Genomic DNA, 20,497 nt, shown 5'->3' with positions numbered 1-20,497 from the left:
AGATCGGAAGATCACCGGCATCGTCGATGCGCGAGCTGTCCCGCGGAGGCGGCTTGCGTCCAGCCGCCGACCGGAGACCCGTCACCACAGCCGAATCCAGAAGAGTGATATAGCTCACAGCACGCCCTGCGCGGCGGCTGCACCACGACGTCGTCGGATGCCCCCATGGCAAGGAGGCCGTCAACGCCCCCTGGCAAGGAGATGGTCACATGCCGCCGGACCGGCTGTCCAAGAGCCGGCTCTCGGCCGCGTTCCAGAACCTCACCAGCGCCGCAGCGGTCGTCTCCGGCGCCTCCACAGCAGGCGAGTGGGCGGCGCCCGGCACGACCACGCTCTCGGCGCCCAGGGCCGCGGCCATCTCCGACTGCGTCTCGGGCGGCCAGCCGTCGTCGTGCTCGCCGTACAGGACGAGTGTCGGCACCTCCACCTGCCGCAGCTCTTCGGTGCGATCGTGCATGGTGACGACCTGCTCGGCCATGCAGGCCAGCGCCGTGGGGGAGTTGGCGAGCAGCCGCTTGCGCAGGAACGCCAGGATGTCGTCGGGCACCCCGGCGTTGAGCGCCTCCGGCTCGAACCTGGAGTGCCAGACCTCCTCCAGGCCCTGCTCGGGCACCTCCTTCATGAGGGTGCGGCTGTGGTGCGCGCGCCTGCCGACGATCGCGGCGGGGCCCGACCCCATCAGCGTGAACGACGCGAACTTCGTCCGCCCGTCCACGACGGCCTCTCGGGTCACCAGCCCGCCGAAGGAGTGGCCGACCAAATGGATGGGCTCGCCGCCGCCCGTCGCCTGGGCCAGCAGGTCGATGTCGGCCCCGAGCGCCGCGCAGGTGTAGGCGCTGGGGTCGTCGGGGCCCGGCGTCTCGTACTGGCCGCGCAGATCGACCGCGAGCACTCGCCGGCCGGACTGGGCCAGCGTCTGCAGGATCGCGATGAAGTCTTCTTTGCTGCCGGTCAGGCCCGGCACCAGCAGTGCGGGCCAGCGCTCCACCACGCCGCTCACCGGAAGCGCCTCAAGGGCCGCGAAGCTGCCCTGGGGCGTCTCGATCTTCTGAGGTGCGACGCCAGGTGGCAGGGTCAGGAATCGCGGCGTGCTCACGTGGGGCAACAATACCCCGAGGTCAGCGGCCCGACACCGGCGAACGCGGTACGCTGGTGCGATTCAGGGGAGTTGCGACGTATGCGCGAACCGTGGATTCGGCCCCCCACCTCGCAAGCGGACCCGACCACCTGTCACCCACCTGCCCGGTCGAACGAGTCCGCCTGAGCCGCGGCCGGAGGAAGCGGCGGCCGCCTTCCGGGCCCTGGGGGGTCGCTCGCCGCGCCCGTGCTCCCGCGCCTGTGCCCGGTGGGCGGTACCCGGTGCTTGGCGCCTGGGCGTCGTGCCCGAGAGGTGCCCATGAACGCCGCAAGGCGCGCACCCCCAGGGGCGCGCGCCTTGCGGGCGTGGCTGGGTCTCAGCCGGCGCGACGGCGGTTGCCGCCGTTGCCGCGCGCCTGGCGGCGCTGCTGCTTGCGCTCGGTGGCGGCGGACGGCGCGATGTCGTCGTCGTCCGTCGCCAGGTCGGGTGACTGGAAGATCACCGCGAACGGGCTCGGCGGGATGATCCGCTCCGGCTCCTTGCCGGCCGGCGGCGGGGGGGTGGACAGGAAGCTCGGCTCCGGAACGGCGGCCGCGACCGGACGCTCAGCGACGGGCTGGGCGACCGGCGGGGTGACCAGCTCGGCCTCCCGTGTCTCCACGGGAGCCGTCCGGGTCGCGGACCGGCTCGTGGCGCGGCCCGTGGTCCGGCTCGTGGCCCGGGTGGCGGGCGCCTCCTGGACCGGGGCCTCGGCCACCGCTGTGTCCTGCGGCGGCGCGGCGGCCACGGGCGTGTCCTGGGCGACGGGCTCGTCCTGGACGACGGACCGGCGGGTGCGGCGGCGCGGCTCAGCGGTGGCCCTGGCCACCTCGTCTGTCGTGATGATCGCGGGTGTCTCCTCGTTCGGGCGCGAATGGCTGTCCACGGGCTCGACCTCCAGCGTCTCCACGGGCGCGGCGCCCTCCTGCGTGAGCTTGCCGCCACGGGTGCGGCGGCGCTGGCGCGGCGTGCGCGCGGCGGGGGGACGCTCCTCCCGCTCGTCACGCCGGCGGCCCCGCGTGCGCGACCTGCCGGTCTCGCCCAGGTCCTCGATGCGCTCGGCCGACAGACCGGCCCGCGAACGGGCGGCGTGCGGCAGGACGCCCTTGGTGCCTTCGGGGATGTTCAGCTCGGTGTAGACGTGCGCCGAGGTGGAGTAGGTCTCCTCCGGCTCGGCGAAGTCGAGGCCCAGCATCTGGTTGATCATCTTCCAGCGGGTCAGCTCCTCCCACTCGACGAACGTGACCGAGATGCCCGTGCGCCCGGCCCGGCCGGTGCGGCCGATGCGGTGCACGTAGGTCTTGTCGTCGGTGGGGCAGTCGTAGTTGACCACGTGGGTGACGTCATCGATGTCGATGCCGCGCGCCGCCACGTCGGTGGCGACCAGCACGTCGATCTTGCCGTTGCGGAAGGCGCGCAGCGCCTGCTCGCGCTGGCCCTGACCCAGGTCGCCGTGGACGGCCGCGACTGCGAAGCCGCGGGTGTCGAGCTGCTCGGCGACCATGTCGCAGGCGCGCTTGGTCTCGCAGAAGACCATGGTGAGCCCGCGCCCCTCGGCCTGGAGCAGCCGGGCCACGATCTCGATCTTGTCCATGCGGTGGGCCCGCCAGACGATCTGGCGGACCTGCGGGGTGGTCTCCCCCTCGCCGCTGTCGTGCTCGGCCCGCACGTGCGTGGGACGGTTGAGGTACTTGCGCGACAGCCCGACGATCTCGCCCGGCATGGTGGCCGAGAAGAGCATGGTCTGCCGCTGCTCGGGGATCAGCTTGAAGATCCGCTCGATGTCGGGCAGGAAGCCCAGGTCGAGCATCCGGTCGGCTTCGTCGAGCACGAGCGCGGTGACCTGGCTGAGGTCGAGGTGCTTCTGCTTGACCAGGTCGAGCAGCCGGCCGGGGGTGCCGACGATCACGTCGACGCCGGCCTTGAGCGCCTCGACCTGCGGCTCGTACGCCCGCCCGCCGTAGACGGTCAGGACCCGGGAGCCGAGCTTGCCGGCTGCGGTCACCAGGTCCTCGCTGACCTGGACGGCCAGCTCGCGGGTGGGCACGACGACGAGGCCGCGTGGCTTCTTGCGGTTCTTGCGCGGCTTGCCGATGCTCTGGAGCATCGCGATGCCGAACGCGAGGGTCTTACCGGTGCCCGTGCGGGCCTGCCCGATCAGGTCCTGGCCGCTCAGTGCGAGCGGTAGCGCCATCTCCTGGATCGGGAACGGTGTGGTGATGCCCTCGGTCTCGAGGGCATCGGCGATCTCTGGTATGACTCCGAGGTCTCGGAAAGTCGTCAGCGTGGCCTGCCTCAGTCTCAAATGAAGGCGGGCCTGCCGGGACCGACGGGTGGGAAACCATCCCCGTGTCAGGGTCCTCGCGGTAGAGCCAGCCCTCGCGTGTCATCAGCGACCGCAGACCCGGGGAAGCGGGGGGTTATCGGGGAAATCCCCCGAAATAACACAGGGCGGTCGCACTTTCACAGAGCAGTGTACTCGATACCACAACGCAGGCCGAGCTTCTGGATGTTCCCGTAGATTTTCGCGAAGTACGCTGCCTTCCATGAAGGACTCTCCTGGTGTGTTCGACCTGCTCGGCGTCCTCGCCTACGCCGAGCTCAGCGCCTTCGCGCGGATGACGGACGACGCCGCGGCGCTGGCGCCCTCGCTGGCCGACCGGGCCGCGCTCAGCGAGCTGGCGGTGGCCGAGTACGAGCACTTCCGTCTGCTGCGCGACCAGCTCGCCGAGCTGGGCGCCGACCCGGAGCGGGCCATGGCGCCGTTCGTGGAGCCGCTGGACGCCTGGCACGCCCAGACCGCGCCGTCCGACTGGCTGCAGGCGCTGGTCAAGGCGTACGTCGGGGAGGGCATCGCGTTCGACTTCTACCGGGAGGCGGCCAAGCGCCTCGACCCGTCGATCGCGAAGCTGGTCGACGTGGTGTCGGCCGACGAGGGCCGCTCGCAGTTCGCGGTGGAACGGGTGCGGGCCGCGCTGAAGGCGGACCCGGCGGCTTCGGGACGGCTGGCGCTGTGGGCGCGGCGGCTCGTCGGGGAAGCGCTCAGCCAGGGGCAGCGGGTCGCCGCGGCCCGGCCGGAGCTGGCCCGGATGCTCGTGGAGGGAGCGGACGACCAGGCGGAGATCTCGCGGATGTTCGCCCGGCTGACAGAGGAGCACGGCAAGCGGATGGCGGCCCTCGGCCTCTGACCGGCCGCCGGCCGGGGCGGTGAGGGGCGGCGATGGCCGCGCCCTCACGCCCTTCACACCGCGAACGTCAGCGTGCGCGTCGGCGTGAACGCCGGCGCGAACGTCAGAGGGTGCCGCCGAAGCCCACCGGCCTCGGCTCGTCCTCGCCGATCTCCACGAACCCGAGCGAGGCGACCGGCACGAGCACGCGCCTGCCCTTCATGTCGGTGATGGAGAACACGCCCCGATCGGCGGCCAGGGCGTTGCGGATCTCCTCTTCCACCTGCTCGGACGACATCTCGGTCTCGACGACGAGCTCGCGGTGAACGGACCGGACACCGATCTTGACTTCCATCGTGCTCCCTTTCGTGCCTGTGACGCGGCCACTGCGAGCCGTCGCTCGACGGGGGCTGGCTCTGTCCATCGTCGCCCACCCGCAGCCGGGAAAGGGGAGCTGATCGCGACCAGCGAACGTGTTACGCCGTACGCGGAAAACCGCTGATGCCGCGCCAGGCGAGGCGGGCCATGAGCTGCTCGGCGGCGTCCTTGGGGATCGAGCCGTGGGTGGTGACCCAGTAGCGGGCGCTCACCTCGGCCATGCCGACCAGGCCGACCCCGAGCAGGTGGGCCTCGTCGCTGGTGCAGCCGGTGTCCTCCTGGATCACCGCGCTGACCATCTCCGCGCACTCGCGCAGGGACCGCTCCACCCGCTGCCGCACCGGCGCGACGTTGCGCAGGTCGGACTCGAAGACGAGACGGAACGCCTCGCCCTGGGTGGAGACGAAGTCGAAGAACGCGCTGAACGTCGCCTGCACCCGCAGCTTGTTCTCGTTGGTGGAGGCCAGGGCCTCGCGGCAACGGTTGACCATGTCGTCGACGTGCAGGTCGAGCAGCGCGAGGTAGAGCTCCAGCTTGCCGGGGAAGTGCTGGTAGAGCACCGGCTTGCTGACGCCCGCCCGGTCGGCGATCTCGTCCATGGCCGCCGCGTGGTAGCCGTTCTCGACGAACACTTCCTGCGCCGCGCTCAGCAGCTGCCTGCGGCGGGCGAGTCGGGGCAGCCGGGTGCCCCGGGGCTTGGCGTCCGGGGTTGCGGTCACGCGGTCTCCCATGGGTCTCTCAGTGCGCTCGGGTCTCTGGGTGCGCTCGGTGCGCACATCTTACGGGCAGGTCAGCGCCCCTCACCGGTAGTCGTCGTCATCCAGGTCGACCACCCGGTCCTGGTCGGCCGCGTCGGCGGGATCGGCCTCAAGGGGGAGGGACGTCCGCGGACGCTGCTCCTCCTCGAGGGCCTGGCGCTGCTGCTCGGCGGCGTCGGCCTCGGGCGCCTCGATCGGCAGCTCTACGTCCTCGTACGCATCGTCCCCACGAGGGTCAATCTCCGACATATGCGCTCTCCTTGTAGACGCGGACGGGACCAGACTACGCCCGGCGGAAAAGATCCCCGTGTTCCCCGACCCGGGCGAGGACGTCCGTGGCGGTGAAGACCAGGTCCTCCGGCCGCCCGCAGTCCTCGACCTCCGCCCACAGCAGCGGTGTCGAGACCGTGGGGAGCCGGGCGGCCCGCAGGGAGTAGGGCGCGACGGTGGTCTTGGCGGGGTTGTTCTGGCTCCAGTCGATGAACACCTTGCCGGGCCTGGCCTTCTTGGCCATCACGCTGACGACCTGGTCGGGGTGCCGGCGCTCCAGGAGCTGGGCGAGCCGCTTGGCGTACGCCGACGGCTCCTCGCGGCAGTCCCACCCGGCGTACAGCTGCATGCCCTTGTTGCCGCTCGTCTTGGGCAGCGCGGTGAGTCCCTCGGCGTCGAGCACCTCGCGCAGCATGAGCGCCACCCGGCAGCACTCGACGATGGTCGCGGGCGGCCCCGGGTCCAGGTCGAAGACCAGCGTGTCGGGGGGCAGCGCCTCGCCGTCCGCGGAGACCCGCCACTGCGGGACGTGGAGCTCCAGGGCGGCCAGGTTGGCGTAGTACACCAGCGTCGGCAGGTCGTCGACGACGGCGAAGTCGATGGTCTCGCGGTCCTTGGTGCTGCCGGGGGCGGGCAGCCTGACCGTCCTGACCCAGTCGGGGGTGTGCGGCGGGGCGTTCTTCTCGAAGAAGAACATCCCGTCGGCGCCGTCGGGGTAGCGCTTGACGGTCAGCGGCCGGCCCCGCAGGTGCGGCAGCAGGACCGGCGCGATCCGGCTGTAGTAGTCGATCACCTCGGCCTTGGTGAACCCCGTCTCCGGGTAGAGCGCCTTGGTGAGGTTGGTCAGGACGAGGTCGCGGCTCTCGACCCGGACCGGGACCTTCTTGCTCGCCTGCTTCACCGGGTGACCTCCGAGGGGATCCTGCCGGGCCCCGCCACACGGGGTGGCGCGGCCGCAGTTCGTCCGTCCACCCCGTGTAGGGCACCTCCCCGACGAGATCGGGTCTAACCCTGCGGTTTCGCCACGGCCGATGACCGGGTCCGTCACCCGGGCCCCGTGCCGTCCCGTGATCCGCAACCCCCCGTCGAGGCGCACGAGGACGCGGATGCCGTCCCCCTCGACCTCCATAGGCCTTTCGCTCCAGGTACGGCCGGCATCGGCTCGATCGGGTATGGCCTTGGGCGTGGCATTCCTTGCCCCATGACGGGTATGTGCCCATGGGTGAGCCGCCCGCTACCGCAGACGAGGAGTGCACATGCGCAGCATCTGGAAGGGTGCGATCTCCTTCGGGCTGGTCACGATCCCGGTCAAGCTCTTCTCGGCGACCGAGCAGAAGGACGTCACCTTCCACCAGGTCCACCGCGCGGACGGTGGCCGGATCCGCTACAAGCGCGTGTGCACCGTCGACGGCGAGGAGGTGCCCTACTCCGACATCGCCAAGGGCTACGAGCTGGCCACCGGCGAGATCGTCGTGCTCACCGACGAGGACTTCGAGGACCTGCCGCTGACCACCTCGCGCCGGATCGACGTCCTGCAGTTCGCCCCGGCCGAGCAGATCGACCCGATCTACTTCGCCAAGTCCTACTACCTCGAACCCGACGGGCAGGGCGCCAAGCCGTACGTGCTGCTGCGCAACGCGCTGGAGAGCTCGGGACAGGTCGCGGTCGTCAAGGTGGCGCTGCGCCAGCGCGAGTCGCTGGCGACGCTGCGGGTGCGCGACGGGGTGTTCGTGCTGGAGACCATGCTCTGGCCGGACGAGATCCGCACGGCCGACTTCGAGTTCCTGGAGGAGGACATCGAGGTACGGCCGCAGGAGCTCAAGATGGCCGAGTCGCTCATCACCACCATGGAGGCCGACTTCGACCCGAAGCAGTACCACGACGCCTACCGCGAGGCCCTGCAGCAGGTGATCGAGGCCAAGGTGGCGGGCAAGGAGGTCGTCGCGCCGCCGGAGACCGAGGAGGAGGGCGGCCCGGCCGTGGACCTCATGGCGGCGCTTCGAGCCAGCGTGGAGGCCGCCAAGCGGGAGCGGGAGGGCCGGCCGGCCAAGGGCGGGAAGCAGGCTCGGACGTCGACGGCCGCCAAGGGCGCCGCGCAGAAGCAGGCCGAGAAGCAGGCCGAGAAGCAGGGTGAGGAGAAAGGCGAGGAGAAGGCCGCGCCCAAGCGCAAGGCCCGCAAGTCGGCCTGAGCGCTGATCCGGGCCGGGCCGGCGCGCGCGAGTGTGCGGTTGAGGATCCGCGGGGTCATGGGACTTCTCCGGATGGATGGTGATGTGGAGCGCCGCCCGGCCGTTTCGGCCGGGCGGCGCTCGCGCGGATCGGCTACCGGCTACTGAGCCGGTGGCGGTCCGATGGTGGTGACCGTTTCGGTGGGCCGCGGGAGCGACACGGCGAACGCGTCGGCGTCGGCGTCGTTGTCGTTGTCGTTCACGTTGTTGTTGTGGATGCGGATGCGGAGCTTGACCTTCTGGCGGCCCTGGCCGTGGTGGCCACGGCTGCGCCAGCCCCAGCCGCCGCAGCGGCCGCCCCAGCCACCGCCGCAGCCGCCCATGGAGTGGTCTCCCACGGCGGTCGTGGCGTTGGTGGTGGCGGCGGTGGCCGAGGTGGCCGCGCCGAAGGCGGCGACCACACCACCGGTCAGGGTGGTGGCGACCGCGAGGCCCGCGATCGCGTGCTTGTACCTGGTCATGCGGATCTCCGAACGAAGTGGTGAGTGATTGCGCTGCCCGGTCCGGGACCGGGTCTTCCGGGTCATGCGAGTGCCTGTGGCCGCGTAGGCGCCGCTCGATTCGGCGAGCGGCGCCTACCCTGCGGACACAGGCACTTGGTGGTGAGCTCGCGGCTCACTCCGGCGCGTTCACGACCGGCCGGCGGGCGCCCCCTCGGAGCGCCTCACGGTTCAGTCGTCCTCGCCCCGGGAGAACGCGAAGGCGTCGGCGTCCGCGTCGTTGTCGTTGTCGTTGACGTTGTTGTTGTGGATGTGGATGCGCAGCTTGACCCGCTGGCGGCCCTGGCCGTGGTGGCCACGGCTGCGCCAGCCCCAGCCGCCGCAGCGACGGCCCCAGCCGCCACCGCAGCCGCCCAGGGTGTGGTCGGCCGAGGCCGTGGTGGTCGTCGCGGCAGCGGCGGTGGACACGGTGGTGGCCGCGCCGAGGGCGACGGCTCCACCGGTCATGGCCGTGGCGGCCACGAGGCCGGCGATCGCGTGCTTGAACAGACCCATGGGATATCCCCCAATGAATGGTGCCCGATACGCCATCCGTGCGTTTTTCTCCGTCGCGGAATGGCGCTATGGAAAGCGCTCCGGCGACAGGGCGTCGGAGGCGCCGAATATTCCTGGAAAATTCTCCGGTCCAGGGCCGGTCCTGTCATCGTCCAGCGAAATGCCGGAGTTCCGTGCGGGGGGTCGTCGCTCGTCTCGGAAACGACGACCCCGGCGAACACAGGCATTCAGGCGTGAGCCCGTGGCTCACCTCGACCGGCCGGCTGGCGGCCCGGCCGACCATGCGCTCCCAGGAGCGCGTCCGGCTTAGCGGCCGAGGCCGTTCGCACCGAGGACGCCGCGGCCACCCGACAGGGCGAACGCGTCGGCGTCGGCGTCGTTGTCGTTGTCGTTGTGGTTGTTGTTGTGGATGTGGACGTGCACCTTCACCTTCTGGCGGCCGGAACGGCCGCGGTGACGCCAGCCGCCCCAGCAACGCCAGCCGCTCCAGCAGCCCATGCTGAAGTCGCTCGCGGTGGTGGTGACGGTGGCGGCGCCCGCGGCGGTCGCGGTGGTGGCCGCGCCGAGGGCGACGACCCCGCCGGTCATGGCGGTGGCCAGGGAGAGGCCTGCGATTGCGCTCTTGAACGTGGGCATTGAGTTCCCCCCTAAAGGATCGGTTGCCCTGGTTCTTCGACATTTTCCGCTACGAATGGAGAATGTCGTGGATGGCGATCAAATGCGTCATCCGTGGCTTTTCATTTCCGGCGAGGGGGCGGCGCAAACGAGAATCGTGGCGTTTTGCTATAGGGTAACGCTCTCATTGCTCTCATTAAGCATTTATGAAATGACTTGGCGGGATATGTCCGTTTTGCCCCTATGTCGGGGGGTCCGGACAGCCCGGATAAGTCGCATCGAGTCCCAATAAAGGGCGTTAAGTCGTATATGTCCGTGAATGGTAAGGTCTGGCCGGGTGGTTATCGTGGAGTGAGCGAGGAGGAAGGCGTATGACCGCAGAGCCGATCCCGCACTGGCCAGGACGCATGGTGGGCTCGGTGCACGTCAGATCCACCCCCGAGGGGGCGCCCGAGCGGGCGGTCTTCGTGCACGGGCTGGCCGGGGCCGCCACCAACTGGACCGACCTGATGGACGAGCTCAAGGACGACGTCACCGGCCACGCCGTCGACCTGCCGGGAGCGGGCTTCTCGCCCGCGCCGGCCAACGGCGACTACACCATCGCCGCGCACGCCCGCGCCGTGATCGGGCTGATGGAGGAGACCGGACCGGCCCACCTGTTCGGCAACTCGCTCGGCGGCGCGGTGTCCGTCCGGGTCGCCGCGCAGCGGCCCGACCTGGTGCGCTCGCTCACGCTCGTCTCACCCGCCCTGCCGGACCTGCTGCCCAGGTACGGGCCCGTGCGTGTGGCCGCCGCCGCGACGCCCCGCCTCGGGGAGTGGGTGGCCGACCGGCTCCGGTTCGTCCCGGCCGAGCAGCGGATCAGCGCCTCCTTCGCGATGGTCTGGGCCGACATGGGCTTGGTCCACCCTGTACGGCTGCACGATGCCGTCGAGGAGTTGCGCCGGCGCGACGACCTGCCCCACGCGGCCGCGGCCATGATCGGTTCCGCCCGGGGCATCGTCGCGGAGTACTTCCGGCGCGGCGAGGACAACCTGTGGAGCCAGGCCGCCCGGGTCCGGGCGCCGACCCTGATCATCCACGGCCGGCACGACCGGCTGGTGCGCCCCGCCATGGCCGCCAAGGCAGGCCGTACGTTCCCGCAGGTGCGGTTGGTGCTGCTGCCACGGGCGGGGCACGTGGCGATGATGGAGATGCCCGGCGTCGTGGCCGCGGAGGCCCGCCGTCTCATAGGTGAGACACGATTGGGGAATGCCCCACTCGGCAGCTAGGTTTCAACAGGAGATAGGTCCCCCTGCAATGGGAGCGTAGACAGTGTCCTTGCCACCGCTGGTCGAGCCGGCCGCCGAGCTGACCGTTGACGAAGTGCGCCGCTACTCGCGCCACCTGATCATCCCCGACGTGGGGATGGCCGGGCAGAAGCGGCTGAAGAACGCCAAGGTGCTCTGCGTGGGCGCCGGCGGCCTGGGCTCGCCCGCGCTGCTGTACCTCGCGGCGGCCGGCGTCGGGACGCTCGGCATCATCGACTTCGACGTCGTCGACGAGTCCAACCTGCAGCGCCAGGTCATCCACGGCCAGTCCGACGTCGGCCGGCCCAAGGCCGAGAGCGCCGCGGCGTCCGTCCGCGAGATCAACCCGCTGATCGACGTCGTCGTCCACAACACGGCGCTGACCAACGACAACGTGATGGAGATCTTCTCCGGCTACGACCTCATCGTCGACGGCACCGACAACTTCGCCACCCGCTACATGGTCAACGACGCGGCCGTGCTGCTCGGCAAGCCGTACGTGTGGGGCTCGATCTACCGGTTCGACGGCCAGGCGAGCGTGTTCTGGGCCGAGCACGGCCCCTGCTACCGCTGCCTCTACCCCGAGCCCCCGCCTCCCGGCATGGTGCCCTCGTGCGCCGAGGGCGGCGTGCTCGGCGTGCTGTGCGCCTCTGTCGGCTCCATCCAGGTCAACGAGGCCATCAAGCTCCTCACCGGCATCGGCGACCCGCTGGTCGGGCGGCTGATGATCTACGACGCCCTGGAGATGAAGTACCGCGACGTCAAGGTCCGCAAGGACCCCGAGTGCGTCCTGTGCGGCAAGAACCCCACGGTCACCGCGCTGCTCGACGACTACGAGGCGTTCTGCGGGGCCATCTCCGACGAGGCCGCCGAGGCCGCGTCGGGCTCCACGATCACCGCGCTGGAGCTCAAGGCCATGCAGGACAACGGCGAGAACATCTTCCTCGTCGACGTCCGCGAGCCGAACGAGTACGAGATCGTGTCGATCCCGGGCGCCACGCTGATCCCCAAGGGTGAGTTCCTCAACGGCTCCGCCCTGGAGAAGCTGCCGCAGGACAAGCGCATCGTGCTCCACTGCAAGTCGGGCGCGCGTTCGGCCGAGGCGCTGGCCATTGTCAAGAACGCCGGCTTCTCCGACGCCGTCCACGTCGGCGGAGGCGTGCTGAGCTGGGTCAAGGCCGTCGACCCCAGCCTGCCGTCCTACTGATTCCGGTTTCGTCGGGGGTCCCGGTTTTCGCGGATGACACCGGGACGCCCGCATTAAAGTCGGTGCCGTGGACCTCGCCCGCCCCTGCTGGCCCGCCCTGGTGGTGGCCTCCGTGCTGACGCTCGTCTGCGCGGTGGCCGCCTGGGTGTCGGCCGGCGCGGCGGGCGCCGAGCTGACCAGGGGGCCCACCCGAGCCGAGCTGCACACCGCCGCCAAGCGCGAGGTGGCCGAGCGCTGGCGCGCCTGGCCGGCCGGGAGCGTCTTCCCCGCCGCGCTGCCCTACGCCGCCGAGCAGGGCGGCAGGGAACGCGCCACCCGGATCGGCATCTCGCCGCGCACCGACTGCGCCGCCTCCGTCGACGCCGGGGCGGCCGGGGCGCTGCGCGAGGCCGGCTGCCTCGCCGTGCTGCGCGCCACCTACATCGACGAACTGCGAGGTGTTCTCGTCACGGTCGGCGTCGTGGCGCTGCCCGACGAGTTCGCCGCCGCGCGGGCCAAGGCGGCCTTCCCCGCCGGGGGCGCCCCGGCGCCCGGCCTGCGCCCGCTGGCCTTCCCCGGCACGGTGTCCCACCGGTTCACCCCGTCCGTACGGCAGGCCGCCTCCGTCCGCCAGGCCGGGCCGTACGTGGTGCTGACCACGGCCGGGCAGGTGGACGGGCGGCCCGCGCGGGCCGTCGCCGAGCAGCGCCCGGCCATCTTCGCCTTCGCGGCCGAGATCTCCGAGCGGGTCCTGGTGTCCCTGACCACGCCGCGCATGCCCGACTGCGCCTCGAAGGAGTGGCGGTGCTGAGCCGGGCCGCGCTGGTCGTGGCCGGACTGACCTGCGCGGTGGCCGGAGCCGTGGCCGTGCCGGTGGCCGGGGCGTCGCCCGCCCTGGCCGACGACGTGCGCGGCGTGCAGCAGCCGGTGATCGACACGCTCGACCTGTCCAGGGCGTGGCGGACCAGCAAGGGGGCCGGTGTCACAGTGGCCGTGCTCGACTCGGGTGTCGATCCGGGCCACCGCGACCTGGCCGGTTCGGTCACCGTGGGCCGCGACTTCACCGCCGGAGCCAACCCGCCCGGCGTGCCCCCGCGCCGGCTGCACGGCACGTACATGGCCTCGCTGATCGCCGGGCACGGGCACGGGCCCGGCGGCGGGCAGGGCGTCATCGGCGTGGCGCCCGCGGCCCGGGTCCTGTCGGTGCGGGTGATCCTGGAGGACGAGGAGCCGGGCTTCGTCCGGTTCAACACGGCCCGGCGCTTCGAGAACGTGGTGGCCAGGGGCATCCGCTACGCCGTCGACCGGGGCGCCCACGTGATCAACATGTCGATCTCCAAGGAGCTGGCCACCAAGGAGGAGCGGGCCGCGGTCCGCTACGCCATCTCCAAGGGCGTCGTGCTGGTCGCCGCGGCGGGCAACGAAGGGGCGGCCAAGGCCGGCCGCGCCGGGTTCGCCCCCTACTCCTATCCGGCGGCCTTCCCCGGCGTGGTGTCGGTGGGGGCGACCGACCGGAGGCTGCGGCGCGCGACGTTCTCCAACTGGAACGCCTCGGTCCTGCTGGCCGCCCCCGGCGTCGACATCATGGGGGCGGGGCCCGGCGACGCCTACTGGGTGGGCCAGGGCACCTCGCAGGCGACCGCGCTGGTGTCCGGCGTAGCCGCACTGATAAAGGCGAGATATCCGGATATGTCGCCGCCGTTGGTGGTGCAGGCCCTCGCCGCGAGCGCGACCGACCGGCCACCGGGCGGCTACGACACGGGCACCGGCTTCGGCGTGGTGAACGCCGCCCGAGCCCTCGCCGAGGCCCGCCGCCTGGCCCGGCACACCGAGACCGCGACCGGCCCACGGGCCCACGACCCGGCCGCGCCGATCGGGGCGGGCTCCCGAGGGCCGATCGCCGTCGTCGCCCGCGACCACACCGCGGTCACGGTCTACGGCACGATCGCCGCGGCGGCCACCGCCGGCGCGCTGACCTCGCTGGCGTCGATGTACGTCCTGGTCAGACGGGTACGGCGGGCACAGAGCTCCCAAGAGGCATGATCCGCTCACCGAGGGGGACGAAATAGACACGAAACCGAGCCGGGGAACGAGGCGGTGGTGAAGGCACGTAGGACGACCTCAGGGCTGCCACGCGCCGGGGGAACCACGCCGGGACGGACCAACCCGCTCGGCACCCCGGCCGGCCGTCGTACGCGCGTGCCCGCCTGGCCGGGGGCCTCGCCCCGCCGCGCCACCGAGGCCAGGCGGCTGGCCGAGGGGGCGGAGCTGCGGCAGGGCGTCCGCTACCGCCGCTGGTTCGTGGTGCTCGTCGGCGGCGTGCTGGCCATGTCGGTCGTCGTCGTCCTGCTCGGCACCATCGGGCTGTTCGCCGAGACCCGGGCCCGCCCGCTCACCCCCGGCGAGCAGCATCGCTACCAGCAGGAGGAGGTCGCGCGGCGCTGGCAGGCATGGCCGGCGTCCGGGGTGTTCCCCGAAGAGGTGAAGTATCTCGGGCTCGACCGGGCCCAGCAGTACGCCCGGCGCGTCGGCATCGCCCCCGCGGCCGACTGCCGCGACGCCGTGGACGCCTCCGTGGCGGGCGCCCTCGACGAGCACGGCTGCGTCACCCTGCTGCGCGCCACCTACGTCGACCAGACGGCCGCGTTCGTCTTCACCGTCGGCGTCGCCGTGCTGGAGGACGAGGAGTCGCGGGTGGCCGCGTCCGAGGCGCTCACCCAGGACGACCGGGTCGGCGTGCTGCCCGTCGCCTTCCCCGGCACGGCCACCGAGCGGTTCGGCACCGAGCAGCGCCAGCGCACCGGCTGGGTGGGCGCCGGGCCGTACATCGTCTTCTCCACAGGCGGCTACGCCGACGGCCGGACCCGGGTGGCGATCCCGCCGGAGGAGACGCTGCACAGCGAGCTGTGGCCGGCCGCCCGGTCGATCGGCAACCAGATCGCCTACTTCCTCGCGGACCCGCCCAAGGTGCCGCCCTGCACCCAGGGGAACGTGTGCTGACCCTCGTCCGCGGGCTGACCGCCGCCGCGCTCGCGTTCCAGGCACCCGCCGCCGCGGCGCCCCCGCCCGTCCGCGAGCAGCAGCAGTGGGTGCTGGACGCGCTCAACGTCGAGCAGGCGTGGGCCGTCACCAAGGGCAAGGGTGTCACCGTGGCCGTGATCGACAGCCTGGTGGACGTGCGCGTCAAGGAGCTTCGCGGCCGGGTGACCACTGCGCCCGACATGAGCGCGCCCACCGTGCAGCGCGAGGCCCGGCCGGGCCGCCACGGCACCGCGATGGCGGCGCTCATCGCCGGGTCGGGTGCCGGCCAGGGGCTGGTCGGCGTCGCCCCCGAGGCGCGGGTGCTGTCGATCCCGCTGGCCGTGACCGAGGACCCCGACCTCGGCACGATCGACCCCGAGCCCCGGCAGCCGGCCGGGCGGGAGAGCCCGCTGGCGCGGGCCCTGCGCTACGCCGTCAACCACGGTGCCAAGGTCGTCAGCATGTCGATCGGCAGCTACGGGCCGCACCGGTCGGAGCGGGAGGCCGTCTCGTACGCGCTGGGCAAGGGCGTCGTGCTGGTCGCCGCCGTCGGCAACGACGGGCAGACGGGCTACACCGAGATGAACGGCACCTCCTACTGGAGCTTCCCCGCCGGCTATCCGGGCGTCATCGGCGTGGCCGCGGTGGACAAGCAGGGCAGGCAGGCCTCGTTCAGCAGCGACAACCTGTCCGTTCTCGTCGCCGCGCCCGGCGTGGACGTGCCCGTCGTCAGGCGTGATGGCGGCTACGAGCTGTCCCGGGGCACCAGCTCGGCCGGCGCGCTCGTCGCCGGGGTGGCCGCCCTGGTCAAGTCGCGTCAGCCCCGCCTGCGCCCCGAACAGGTCGCCCAGGCGCTGGCCGCCGGAGCCAGGGGCCGACCGGCGGCGGGATACGACGACAAGACCGGGTTCGGGGTGGTCGACGCGGGCGCCGCGCTCGACGCGGCCGAGAAATTGGCGGCCGCCGAACCGGCCGCCGGGGTGCCCGGCGACACGCACTTCGGGGCGGGCGAGGACTCGCCGGTGCCGTCGCAGCCGGGCACCGAGCCGTGGCGGTTGCTGCTGTACGGCGGCGGCGTGCTCGCGGCGCTGGTGACCTTCGGTGGCGCCGTCATCGTGCTCAATCAGCGCAGAGGATGAAAGATCCGCTATCGTCCCGCGTCATGGGATACGAGCTGCGCGTGGTCAGGCAGGCGCCGATCGCCTTCGCCGACCTCGCGAAGGCGATCGTGCCGGCCGGGTTCGAGCTGGACGAGTCGTACGAGATCGTCGCCAGGCACGGTGGCGCGGCGCACACCGTGGGACGGTGGCGCGAGCAGGTGGTGGGGGAGCCCGGCTCCGACTGGCAGGTGGCGCAGCTCGTCCGGCTGGCCGCGGTGCTCGGCGCCAGGCTGGTCGGCGAGGACGGCGAGAGCTACGCCGTGCGTGACGGCGTGGTCGAGGTGTGGACCGGCGACAGCGCGATGGAGATCGGCAAGTTCGACGAGATCATCGAGGCGGGTCCCGCCGCGTGGACGGCCTGAACCCCTTCGCCGAGCGCGTGCTCGACGTGGTGGAGCGCATCCCGCCGGGCCGGGTGATGGCCTACGGCGACATCGCCGAGTATCTGGGCGAGGGCGGCCCGCGGCAGGTCGGACGGGTGATGTCCCTCTGGGGCGGCGGCGTGGCGTGGTGGCGGGTCGTGCACGCGGACGGCTCCGGCGCGAGCTCCGACCATCGCGAGGAGTGCCTGGCCCGCTGGCGCGAGGAGGGCACCCCCGTGCGGGGCGACCGGGCCGACATGCGGCGGGCGCGCTGGGACGGCCAGGGTGACAGCCGGGTGGACGGACGTTCAGCGGATTCACAGAAACGCGATTGACGTGCCGATTCCCCCTTCGGGGGGATCCGTACCACTCGACTCCCCTTAGCATGGGCACAAGAGAATGACGGCGGAAAGGCGGTGCCCCCCGATGGCCACCGGCGTCACAGCCCAGAGCCCGGGCGGCGAACCCGCCGCCGACCGTCTGAAGACGGTCCAGGATCTGTGTGACCGCGGCGAGCCGCTCGAGGCGGTCATGCGCGCGGTCGGTCCAGGCGGCCGCGATCCGGCGTTCGACGCCGAGGTGCTCAGCGGGCCGCTCGGCTCGCGGATGGACCTGGCCGTCAAGCGCGGGCCCGCACGCAGGCGCGAGCTCCTCACGCTCATCCGCCCCTACCTCGCGGCCGTCGACCCGGCCGTCAAACGCGAGCTGCCGGTCGCTCGGCGCGTCATCTGCCACCTCATCGAGACCCGGCCCGACGACGAGCTGACCGACGGCGACACGCTGGCCAAGGTCGTCGCCGCGGCGGCCGAGCCGTCCAAGCGCATCCGCAAGGGCCTGCGCTGGTACGCCGACCTGCCGTTCCAGGACGAGTTGCCGCCGGCCCTGTTCCGGCTGCGCCGCGCCGACATGGTGCCCGTCACCCACATCGACGACATCCAGTGGATCGACGGCAAGCTGCGCATCACCGGCTTCGCCTATCTCGCCGGGCTGTCGGTGCGCAGCCGCCGGTTCAACCGGGCGACCGTGGTGCTGCGCGGGCCGCGCTGGCTGCCGCCCGTACGGCTGCGCACCCGGCGCGTCCTCGCGCCCGAGGCCACCCACGGCGCCCGCGAGCCGGGCTGCAACTACGACTGGTCCGGCTTCACCGCCGACCTCAGCCCGTGGGCGCTGCGCTGGCGCGGCGCGGCGCGCGGGGTCGTCTCGGCCGTCCGGCGGCGGATGCGTCACCGCCCCGCCGTGCACGACACGACGACGTGGCGTACCGAAATCGTCTTCTGGAGCCGCGGCGCCCGGGCCACCGGCCTGCTGCGCGGCTCGTCCATCGGCCGGCCCGAGCGGCCCGCCGGGCTCAAGCTGCGGCCCGGCTGGTGGGTCCGCCCGGTGTGGACGTCCGACCGGGCCCTGCAGGTGGTGCTCCAGCCCAACCGGGCCGAGCTGAGGTCCGTCACGGTCGACGACGAGCGCCTCGGACTGCGGATCTTCCTGTCCGGCCGTACCGTCACCAAGGGGCACGCCCGGCTCGGCGGCCACCGCATGGCGGCCGAGTTCACGCCCGTCGCCGGCGGCACCGAGATCGTCGTCGGCCTCGCCGTGCCCGCGCTGCTGCAGGAGAAGGACGGGCGGCGGCTCTGGGTGGAGCCCAAGGGCGACCCGGCCGCGTCCGTCCTGCTGGGCGACTCCGGCGAGACCAGGGCCGTCTCCGGAGACCGCGAGATCACGGTGCTCGGCGACCGCCGCGACCGGGTCATCGTCTCCGCCCACCGCACCCGCCCGGCGATCACCTCGGCCGTCTGGGAGGGCTCGGATCTGGTCCTGCGCGGCAGCTATCCCGACGCCGCCGGCCCGCGCGTGGTCTCCCTGCGTCACCGTTCGGGCCTGACCTACACCATCCCGATGGAGCGTGACGGCGAGGCGTTCACCGTCCGGCTCACGCCGTCGGCGATGGACCGTTTCGGCGAGAGCGTGCCGCTCGCCTCGGGCACCTGGAACCTGTCCCTGCGCCACCCTTCCGGCGAGATCGTCCCGTTGCGCATGGATCACGCCGCGTTGCCGGGCCTCGACGAGGACCCGCGCTCGTTCGGCGGACGCGCCTTCCGCATCGTGTCCACCCGCTTCGACGTGCCCGTGGTCACCGTCGAGGAGGAGCGGCCCGCCGACGAGAAGGGCGTGGCCGGCACCCACGTGCTGCGGCGGGTCTTCTACCCGGCCCAGCGCACCGAGCCGCTGACCGACGCCACCGTCTACGTCGTCAACGACGGCCGCCTCTACGCCGACAGCGTCCGCGCCATCTACGAGGAGCGGCTGCGGCGCGGCGACGACCGCGAGCACATCTGGATCGTCAAGGACGGCGCGTTCGTCCCACCGCACGGCGCGACCGTGGTGCGGGCGGGCAGCCGCGAGCACCACGCGGCCCTGGCCAGGTCCCGCTACATCGTCACCAACTCCTTCCTGCCCGTCTGGTTCCGCTCCCGCGAGGACCAGGTGGTGCTCCAGACGTGGAACGGCACCCCGGCCAAGCACATCGGCAACGACCAGGCCCACATGCAGCGCGACCCCCGGCCGCCGATCTGGCACCGGCAGGCCACCGAGGTGCGCGGCTGGGACGTGCTGCTGTCGCAGTCGCCGTGGGCCACGCCCGTGCTGCGCAAGGCGTTCGGCTATCAGGGCGAGGTGCTGGAGAGCGGGCTGCCGCGCAACGACGTGCTCACCTCGCCCGACCGCGATCGGCTGGCGGCGGCGGTGCGCGAGCGGCTGGGGCTGACCGAGGGCAAGCGGGTCGTGCTGTACGCGCCGACGTGGCGCGACTACGACCGTAAGAACGCCATGGTCAAGCTCGACCTGGCCAAGGCGCGGGTGGAGCTCGGGGCGGACCACGAACTGCTCGTACGGGGTCACCCCATGCAGGCCGTGCCCGCCGTCCCTGACCTCGCCCACGACGTCACGACTTATCCCGACATGGCCGACTTGCTGCTGGTGGCCGACGTGCTGGTCACCGACTACTCGTCCGTCATGTTCGACTTCGCGGCCACCGGGCGGCCCATCGTCTTCTACGCCTACGACCTGCCCAAGTACTCCACCAAGCGCGGCCTGTACGTGGACCTGCCGGAGATCGCCCCCGGGCCGGTGCTGTCGACGTCGGCCGAGGTCATCGACGCCCTGCGCTCGATCGACGAGGTCGCCCAGGCCCACGCCGACCGCTACGACGCCTTCCGCGCCACCTACGCCCCCCGCGACGACGGCAAGGCCACGGCCCGGGTCGTCGACCACATCTGGACCTAGCGGCCCGCCCCTCACCGGAAGGGGCTGGGCCGAGGACGTCACGATCGGCGCACCGCCTCGGGTCGCTCACGGAGGCCGCCCGGGTTTCGTCACACTCGGGTGACGGCGGTGGTCAGAACTCCAGCTCCGACCAGTCGACCACGATGGGAATGGGGTTGCTGACCAGTGGCGTCTCGCCGATCTCGTCCTTCATGAAGGTCCCGGTGTGCTTGTACAGCATCGTCGCTCTGTCCAGCCGGTAGCGCTCGATGACGGACACACCGGTGCGATCGAGCCGGACGATCCAGTAGTGCGGGATGCCTGCCTTCGCGTACTCGCCGAGCTTGTCGGTGGTGTGCTGGGTCTCGGATCCGGGTGAGACGATCTCGGCGACGAGCAGGGTGTGTTCCGCCCGGAGCCGTTCGCCTCGGGTGCGATCCAGGCACCGATACAGCGCCACGTCAGGTCGCCGGTTGAGCAGAGGGAGATCCCGCAGACGCAGATCCACGTCCGTGTTGACCGTGAGGCACTCGTGTCCCTCGCGCATGGCCGCGCCCGCGTAGCGCTCCAAGAGATTGGCGAGCCGCCGGTTCGCCGTCTGATGGTCGGGTGCGGGGGATGGGCAGTAGGCCACGTAGCCGTCAACGATCTCGATGGCTTTCGCGATCTCCGTACGGTGCACCATCTCACAGC

At 71.9% G+C, this 20,497-nt stretch carries 21 protein-coding genes; 11 read left to right on the top strand and 10 right to left on the bottom strand.

The genetic code is table 11. The features are described 5' to 3' along the window. Positions 1–205 precede the first annotated feature (205 nt). Entirely contained in the window at positions 206–1,096 is an 891-nt protein-coding gene (locus FHU36_RS06870) for an alpha/beta fold hydrolase (RefSeq protein WP_185082926.1), read from the bottom strand. Positions 1,097–1,454: 358 nt separating this feature from the next. Continuing rightward, positions 1,455–3,311, bottom strand: coding sequence for a DEAD/DEAH box helicase (locus FHU36_RS06865; protein WP_221495791.1), 1,857 nt, complete (start codon positions 3,309–3,311; stop codon positions 1,455–1,457). A 352-nt stretch (positions 3,312–3,663) separates the two neighbouring features. Between FHU36_RS06865 and FHU36_RS06860 the strand changes: the two genes are divergently transcribed. Beyond that, complete coding sequence (locus FHU36_RS06860) at positions 3,664–4,305, top strand: ferritin-like fold-containing protein (RefSeq protein ID WP_185082925.1); 642 nt, start codon at positions 3,664–3,666, stop codon at positions 4,303–4,305. 103 nt (positions 4,306–4,408) lie between these two features. Here the strand turns inward: FHU36_RS06860 and FHU36_RS06855 are convergent, their stop codons facing one another. The 4 genes from FHU36_RS06855 to ligD all read right to left on the bottom strand — a co-directional run bounded on the left by FHU36_RS06855 (position 4,409) and on the right by ligD (position 6,591). Continuing rightward, positions 4,409–4,639 carry a DUF3107 domain-containing protein gene (locus tag FHU36_RS06855; RefSeq protein WP_185082924.1) on the bottom strand — a complete coding sequence of 77 codons (231 nt, stop codon included), beginning with the start codon at positions 4,637–4,639 and terminating at the stop codon, positions 4,409–4,411. Positions 4,640–4,760: 121 nt separating this feature from the next. After that, positions 4,761–5,381, bottom strand: coding sequence for a TetR/AcrR family transcriptional regulator (locus FHU36_RS06850; protein ID WP_185082923.1), 621 nt, complete (start codon positions 5,379–5,381; stop codon positions 4,761–4,763). Positions 5,382–5,462: 81 nt separating this feature from the next. Further along, positions 5,463–5,669: a hypothetical protein gene (locus FHU36_RS06845; RefSeq protein ID WP_185082922.1), complete on the bottom strand. Its 207-nt coding sequence runs from the start codon at positions 5,667–5,669 to the stop codon at positions 5,463–5,465. Positions 5,670–5,703: 34 nt separating this feature from the next. Next, positions 5,704–6,591 carry a non-homologous end-joining DNA ligase gene (gene ligD / locus FHU36_RS06840; protein ID WP_312891470.1) on the bottom strand — a complete coding sequence of 296 codons (888 nt, stop codon included), beginning with the start codon at positions 6,589–6,591 and terminating at the stop codon, positions 5,704–5,706. Between the two features lie 355 nt (positions 6,592–6,946). On the opposite strand from ligD, the gene ku reads away from it, so the two are divergent. Next, a complete protein-coding gene (gene ku, locus FHU36_RS06835) occupies positions 6,947–7,879 on the top strand; it encodes a non-homologous end joining protein Ku (protein ID WP_185082920.1) in 933 nt (310 codons plus the stop codon). Positions 7,880–8,019: 140 nt separating this feature from the next. On the opposite strand, the gene FHU36_RS06830 is transcribed toward ku, so the two are convergent. The 3 genes from FHU36_RS06830 to FHU36_RS06820 form a co-directional block, all read right to left on the bottom strand. Further along, positions 8,020–8,379, bottom strand: a complete 360-nt coding sequence (locus FHU36_RS06830; RefSeq protein ID WP_185082919.1) for a hypothetical protein — start codon at positions 8,377–8,379, stop codon at positions 8,020–8,022. A gap of 210 nt (positions 8,380–8,589) precedes the next feature. Next, positions 8,590–8,913 (bottom strand): hypothetical protein, encoded by a 324-nt coding sequence (locus FHU36_RS06825; RefSeq protein ID WP_185082918.1) that lies wholly within the window; start codon positions 8,911–8,913, stop codon positions 8,590–8,592. Between the two features lie 306 nt (positions 8,914–9,219). Then, positions 9,220–9,549 (bottom strand): hypothetical protein, encoded by a 330-nt coding sequence (locus FHU36_RS06820; protein ID WP_185082917.1) that lies wholly within the window; start codon positions 9,547–9,549, stop codon positions 9,220–9,222. 350 nt (positions 9,550–9,899) lie between these two features. Between FHU36_RS06820 and FHU36_RS06815 the strand changes: the two genes are divergently transcribed. From FHU36_RS06815 to FHU36_RS06775, 9 genes are all read left to right on the top strand, one after another. Next, on the top strand, positions 9,900–10,799 hold the full coding sequence (locus FHU36_RS06815; RefSeq protein WP_185082916.1) for an alpha/beta fold hydrolase: 900 nt from the start codon (positions 9,900–9,902) through the stop codon (positions 10,797–10,799). Positions 10,800–10,842: 43 nt separating this feature from the next. After that, positions 10,843–12,024 (top strand): adenylyltransferase/sulfurtransferase MoeZ, encoded by a 1,182-nt coding sequence (gene moeZ, locus FHU36_RS06810; RefSeq protein WP_185082915.1) that lies wholly within the window; start codon positions 10,843–10,845, stop codon positions 12,022–12,024. Positions 12,025–12,091: 67 nt separating this feature from the next. Beyond that, positions 12,092–12,814 carry a hypothetical protein gene (locus tag FHU36_RS06805; RefSeq protein ID WP_246502468.1) on the top strand — a complete coding sequence of 241 codons (723 nt, stop codon included), beginning with the start codon at positions 12,092–12,094 and terminating at the stop codon, positions 12,812–12,814. Continuing rightward, positions 12,808–14,046, top strand: coding sequence for a S8 family serine peptidase (locus FHU36_RS06800; RefSeq protein ID WP_312891469.1), 1,239 nt, complete (start codon positions 12,808–12,810; stop codon positions 14,044–14,046). The genes FHU36_RS06805 and FHU36_RS06800 overlap by 7 nt, the downstream gene beginning before the upstream one ends. A 57-nt stretch (positions 14,047–14,103) precedes the next feature. Further along, positions 14,104–15,003, top strand: coding sequence for a hypothetical protein (locus FHU36_RS06795; protein WP_312891468.1), 900 nt, complete (start codon positions 14,104–14,106; stop codon positions 15,001–15,003). Continuing rightward, the gene (locus FHU36_RS06790; RefSeq protein WP_185082914.1) at positions 14,997–16,163 is read left to right on the top strand and encodes a S8 family serine peptidase; all 1,167 of its coding nucleotides are present in this window, start codon (positions 14,997–14,999) and stop codon (positions 16,161–16,163) included. Before FHU36_RS06795 ends, FHU36_RS06790 begins: the two co-directional genes overlap by 7 nt. Before the next feature lie 23 nt (positions 16,164–16,186). After that, positions 16,187–16,546 carry a hypothetical protein gene (locus FHU36_RS06785; protein ID WP_185082913.1) on the top strand — a complete coding sequence of 120 codons (360 nt, stop codon included), beginning with the start codon at positions 16,187–16,189 and terminating at the stop codon, positions 16,544–16,546. Continuing rightward, a complete protein-coding gene (locus FHU36_RS06780) occupies positions 16,534–16,881 on the top strand; it encodes an MGMT family protein (RefSeq protein WP_185082912.1) in 348 nt (115 codons plus the stop codon). The genes FHU36_RS06785 and FHU36_RS06780 overlap by 13 nt, the downstream gene beginning before the upstream one ends. Positions 16,882–16,972: 91 nt before the next feature. Continuing rightward, positions 16,973–19,825 (top strand): CDP-glycerol glycerophosphotransferase family protein, encoded by a 2,853-nt coding sequence (locus FHU36_RS06775; RefSeq protein ID WP_246501975.1) that lies wholly within the window; start codon positions 16,973–16,975, stop codon positions 19,823–19,825. A 112-nt stretch (positions 19,826–19,937) separates the two neighbouring features. Here the strand turns inward: FHU36_RS06775 and FHU36_RS06770 are convergent, their stop codons facing one another. Then, positions 19,938–20,489 carry a Uma2 family endonuclease gene (locus FHU36_RS06770; RefSeq protein WP_185082911.1) on the bottom strand — a complete coding sequence of 184 codons (552 nt, stop codon included), beginning with the start codon at positions 20,487–20,489 and terminating at the stop codon, positions 19,938–19,940. Positions 20,490–20,497 lie beyond the last annotated feature (8 nt).

It is taken from the genome of Nonomuraea muscovyensis (assembly GCF_014207745.1).
Taxonomy (GTDB): Bacteria; Actinomycetota; Actinomycetes; order Streptosporangiales; family Streptosporangiaceae; genus Nonomuraea; species Nonomuraea muscovyensis.
The sequence above is the reverse complement of the archived record's forward strand: the minus strand, read 5'-3'. Positions and strand labels throughout refer to the sequence as shown.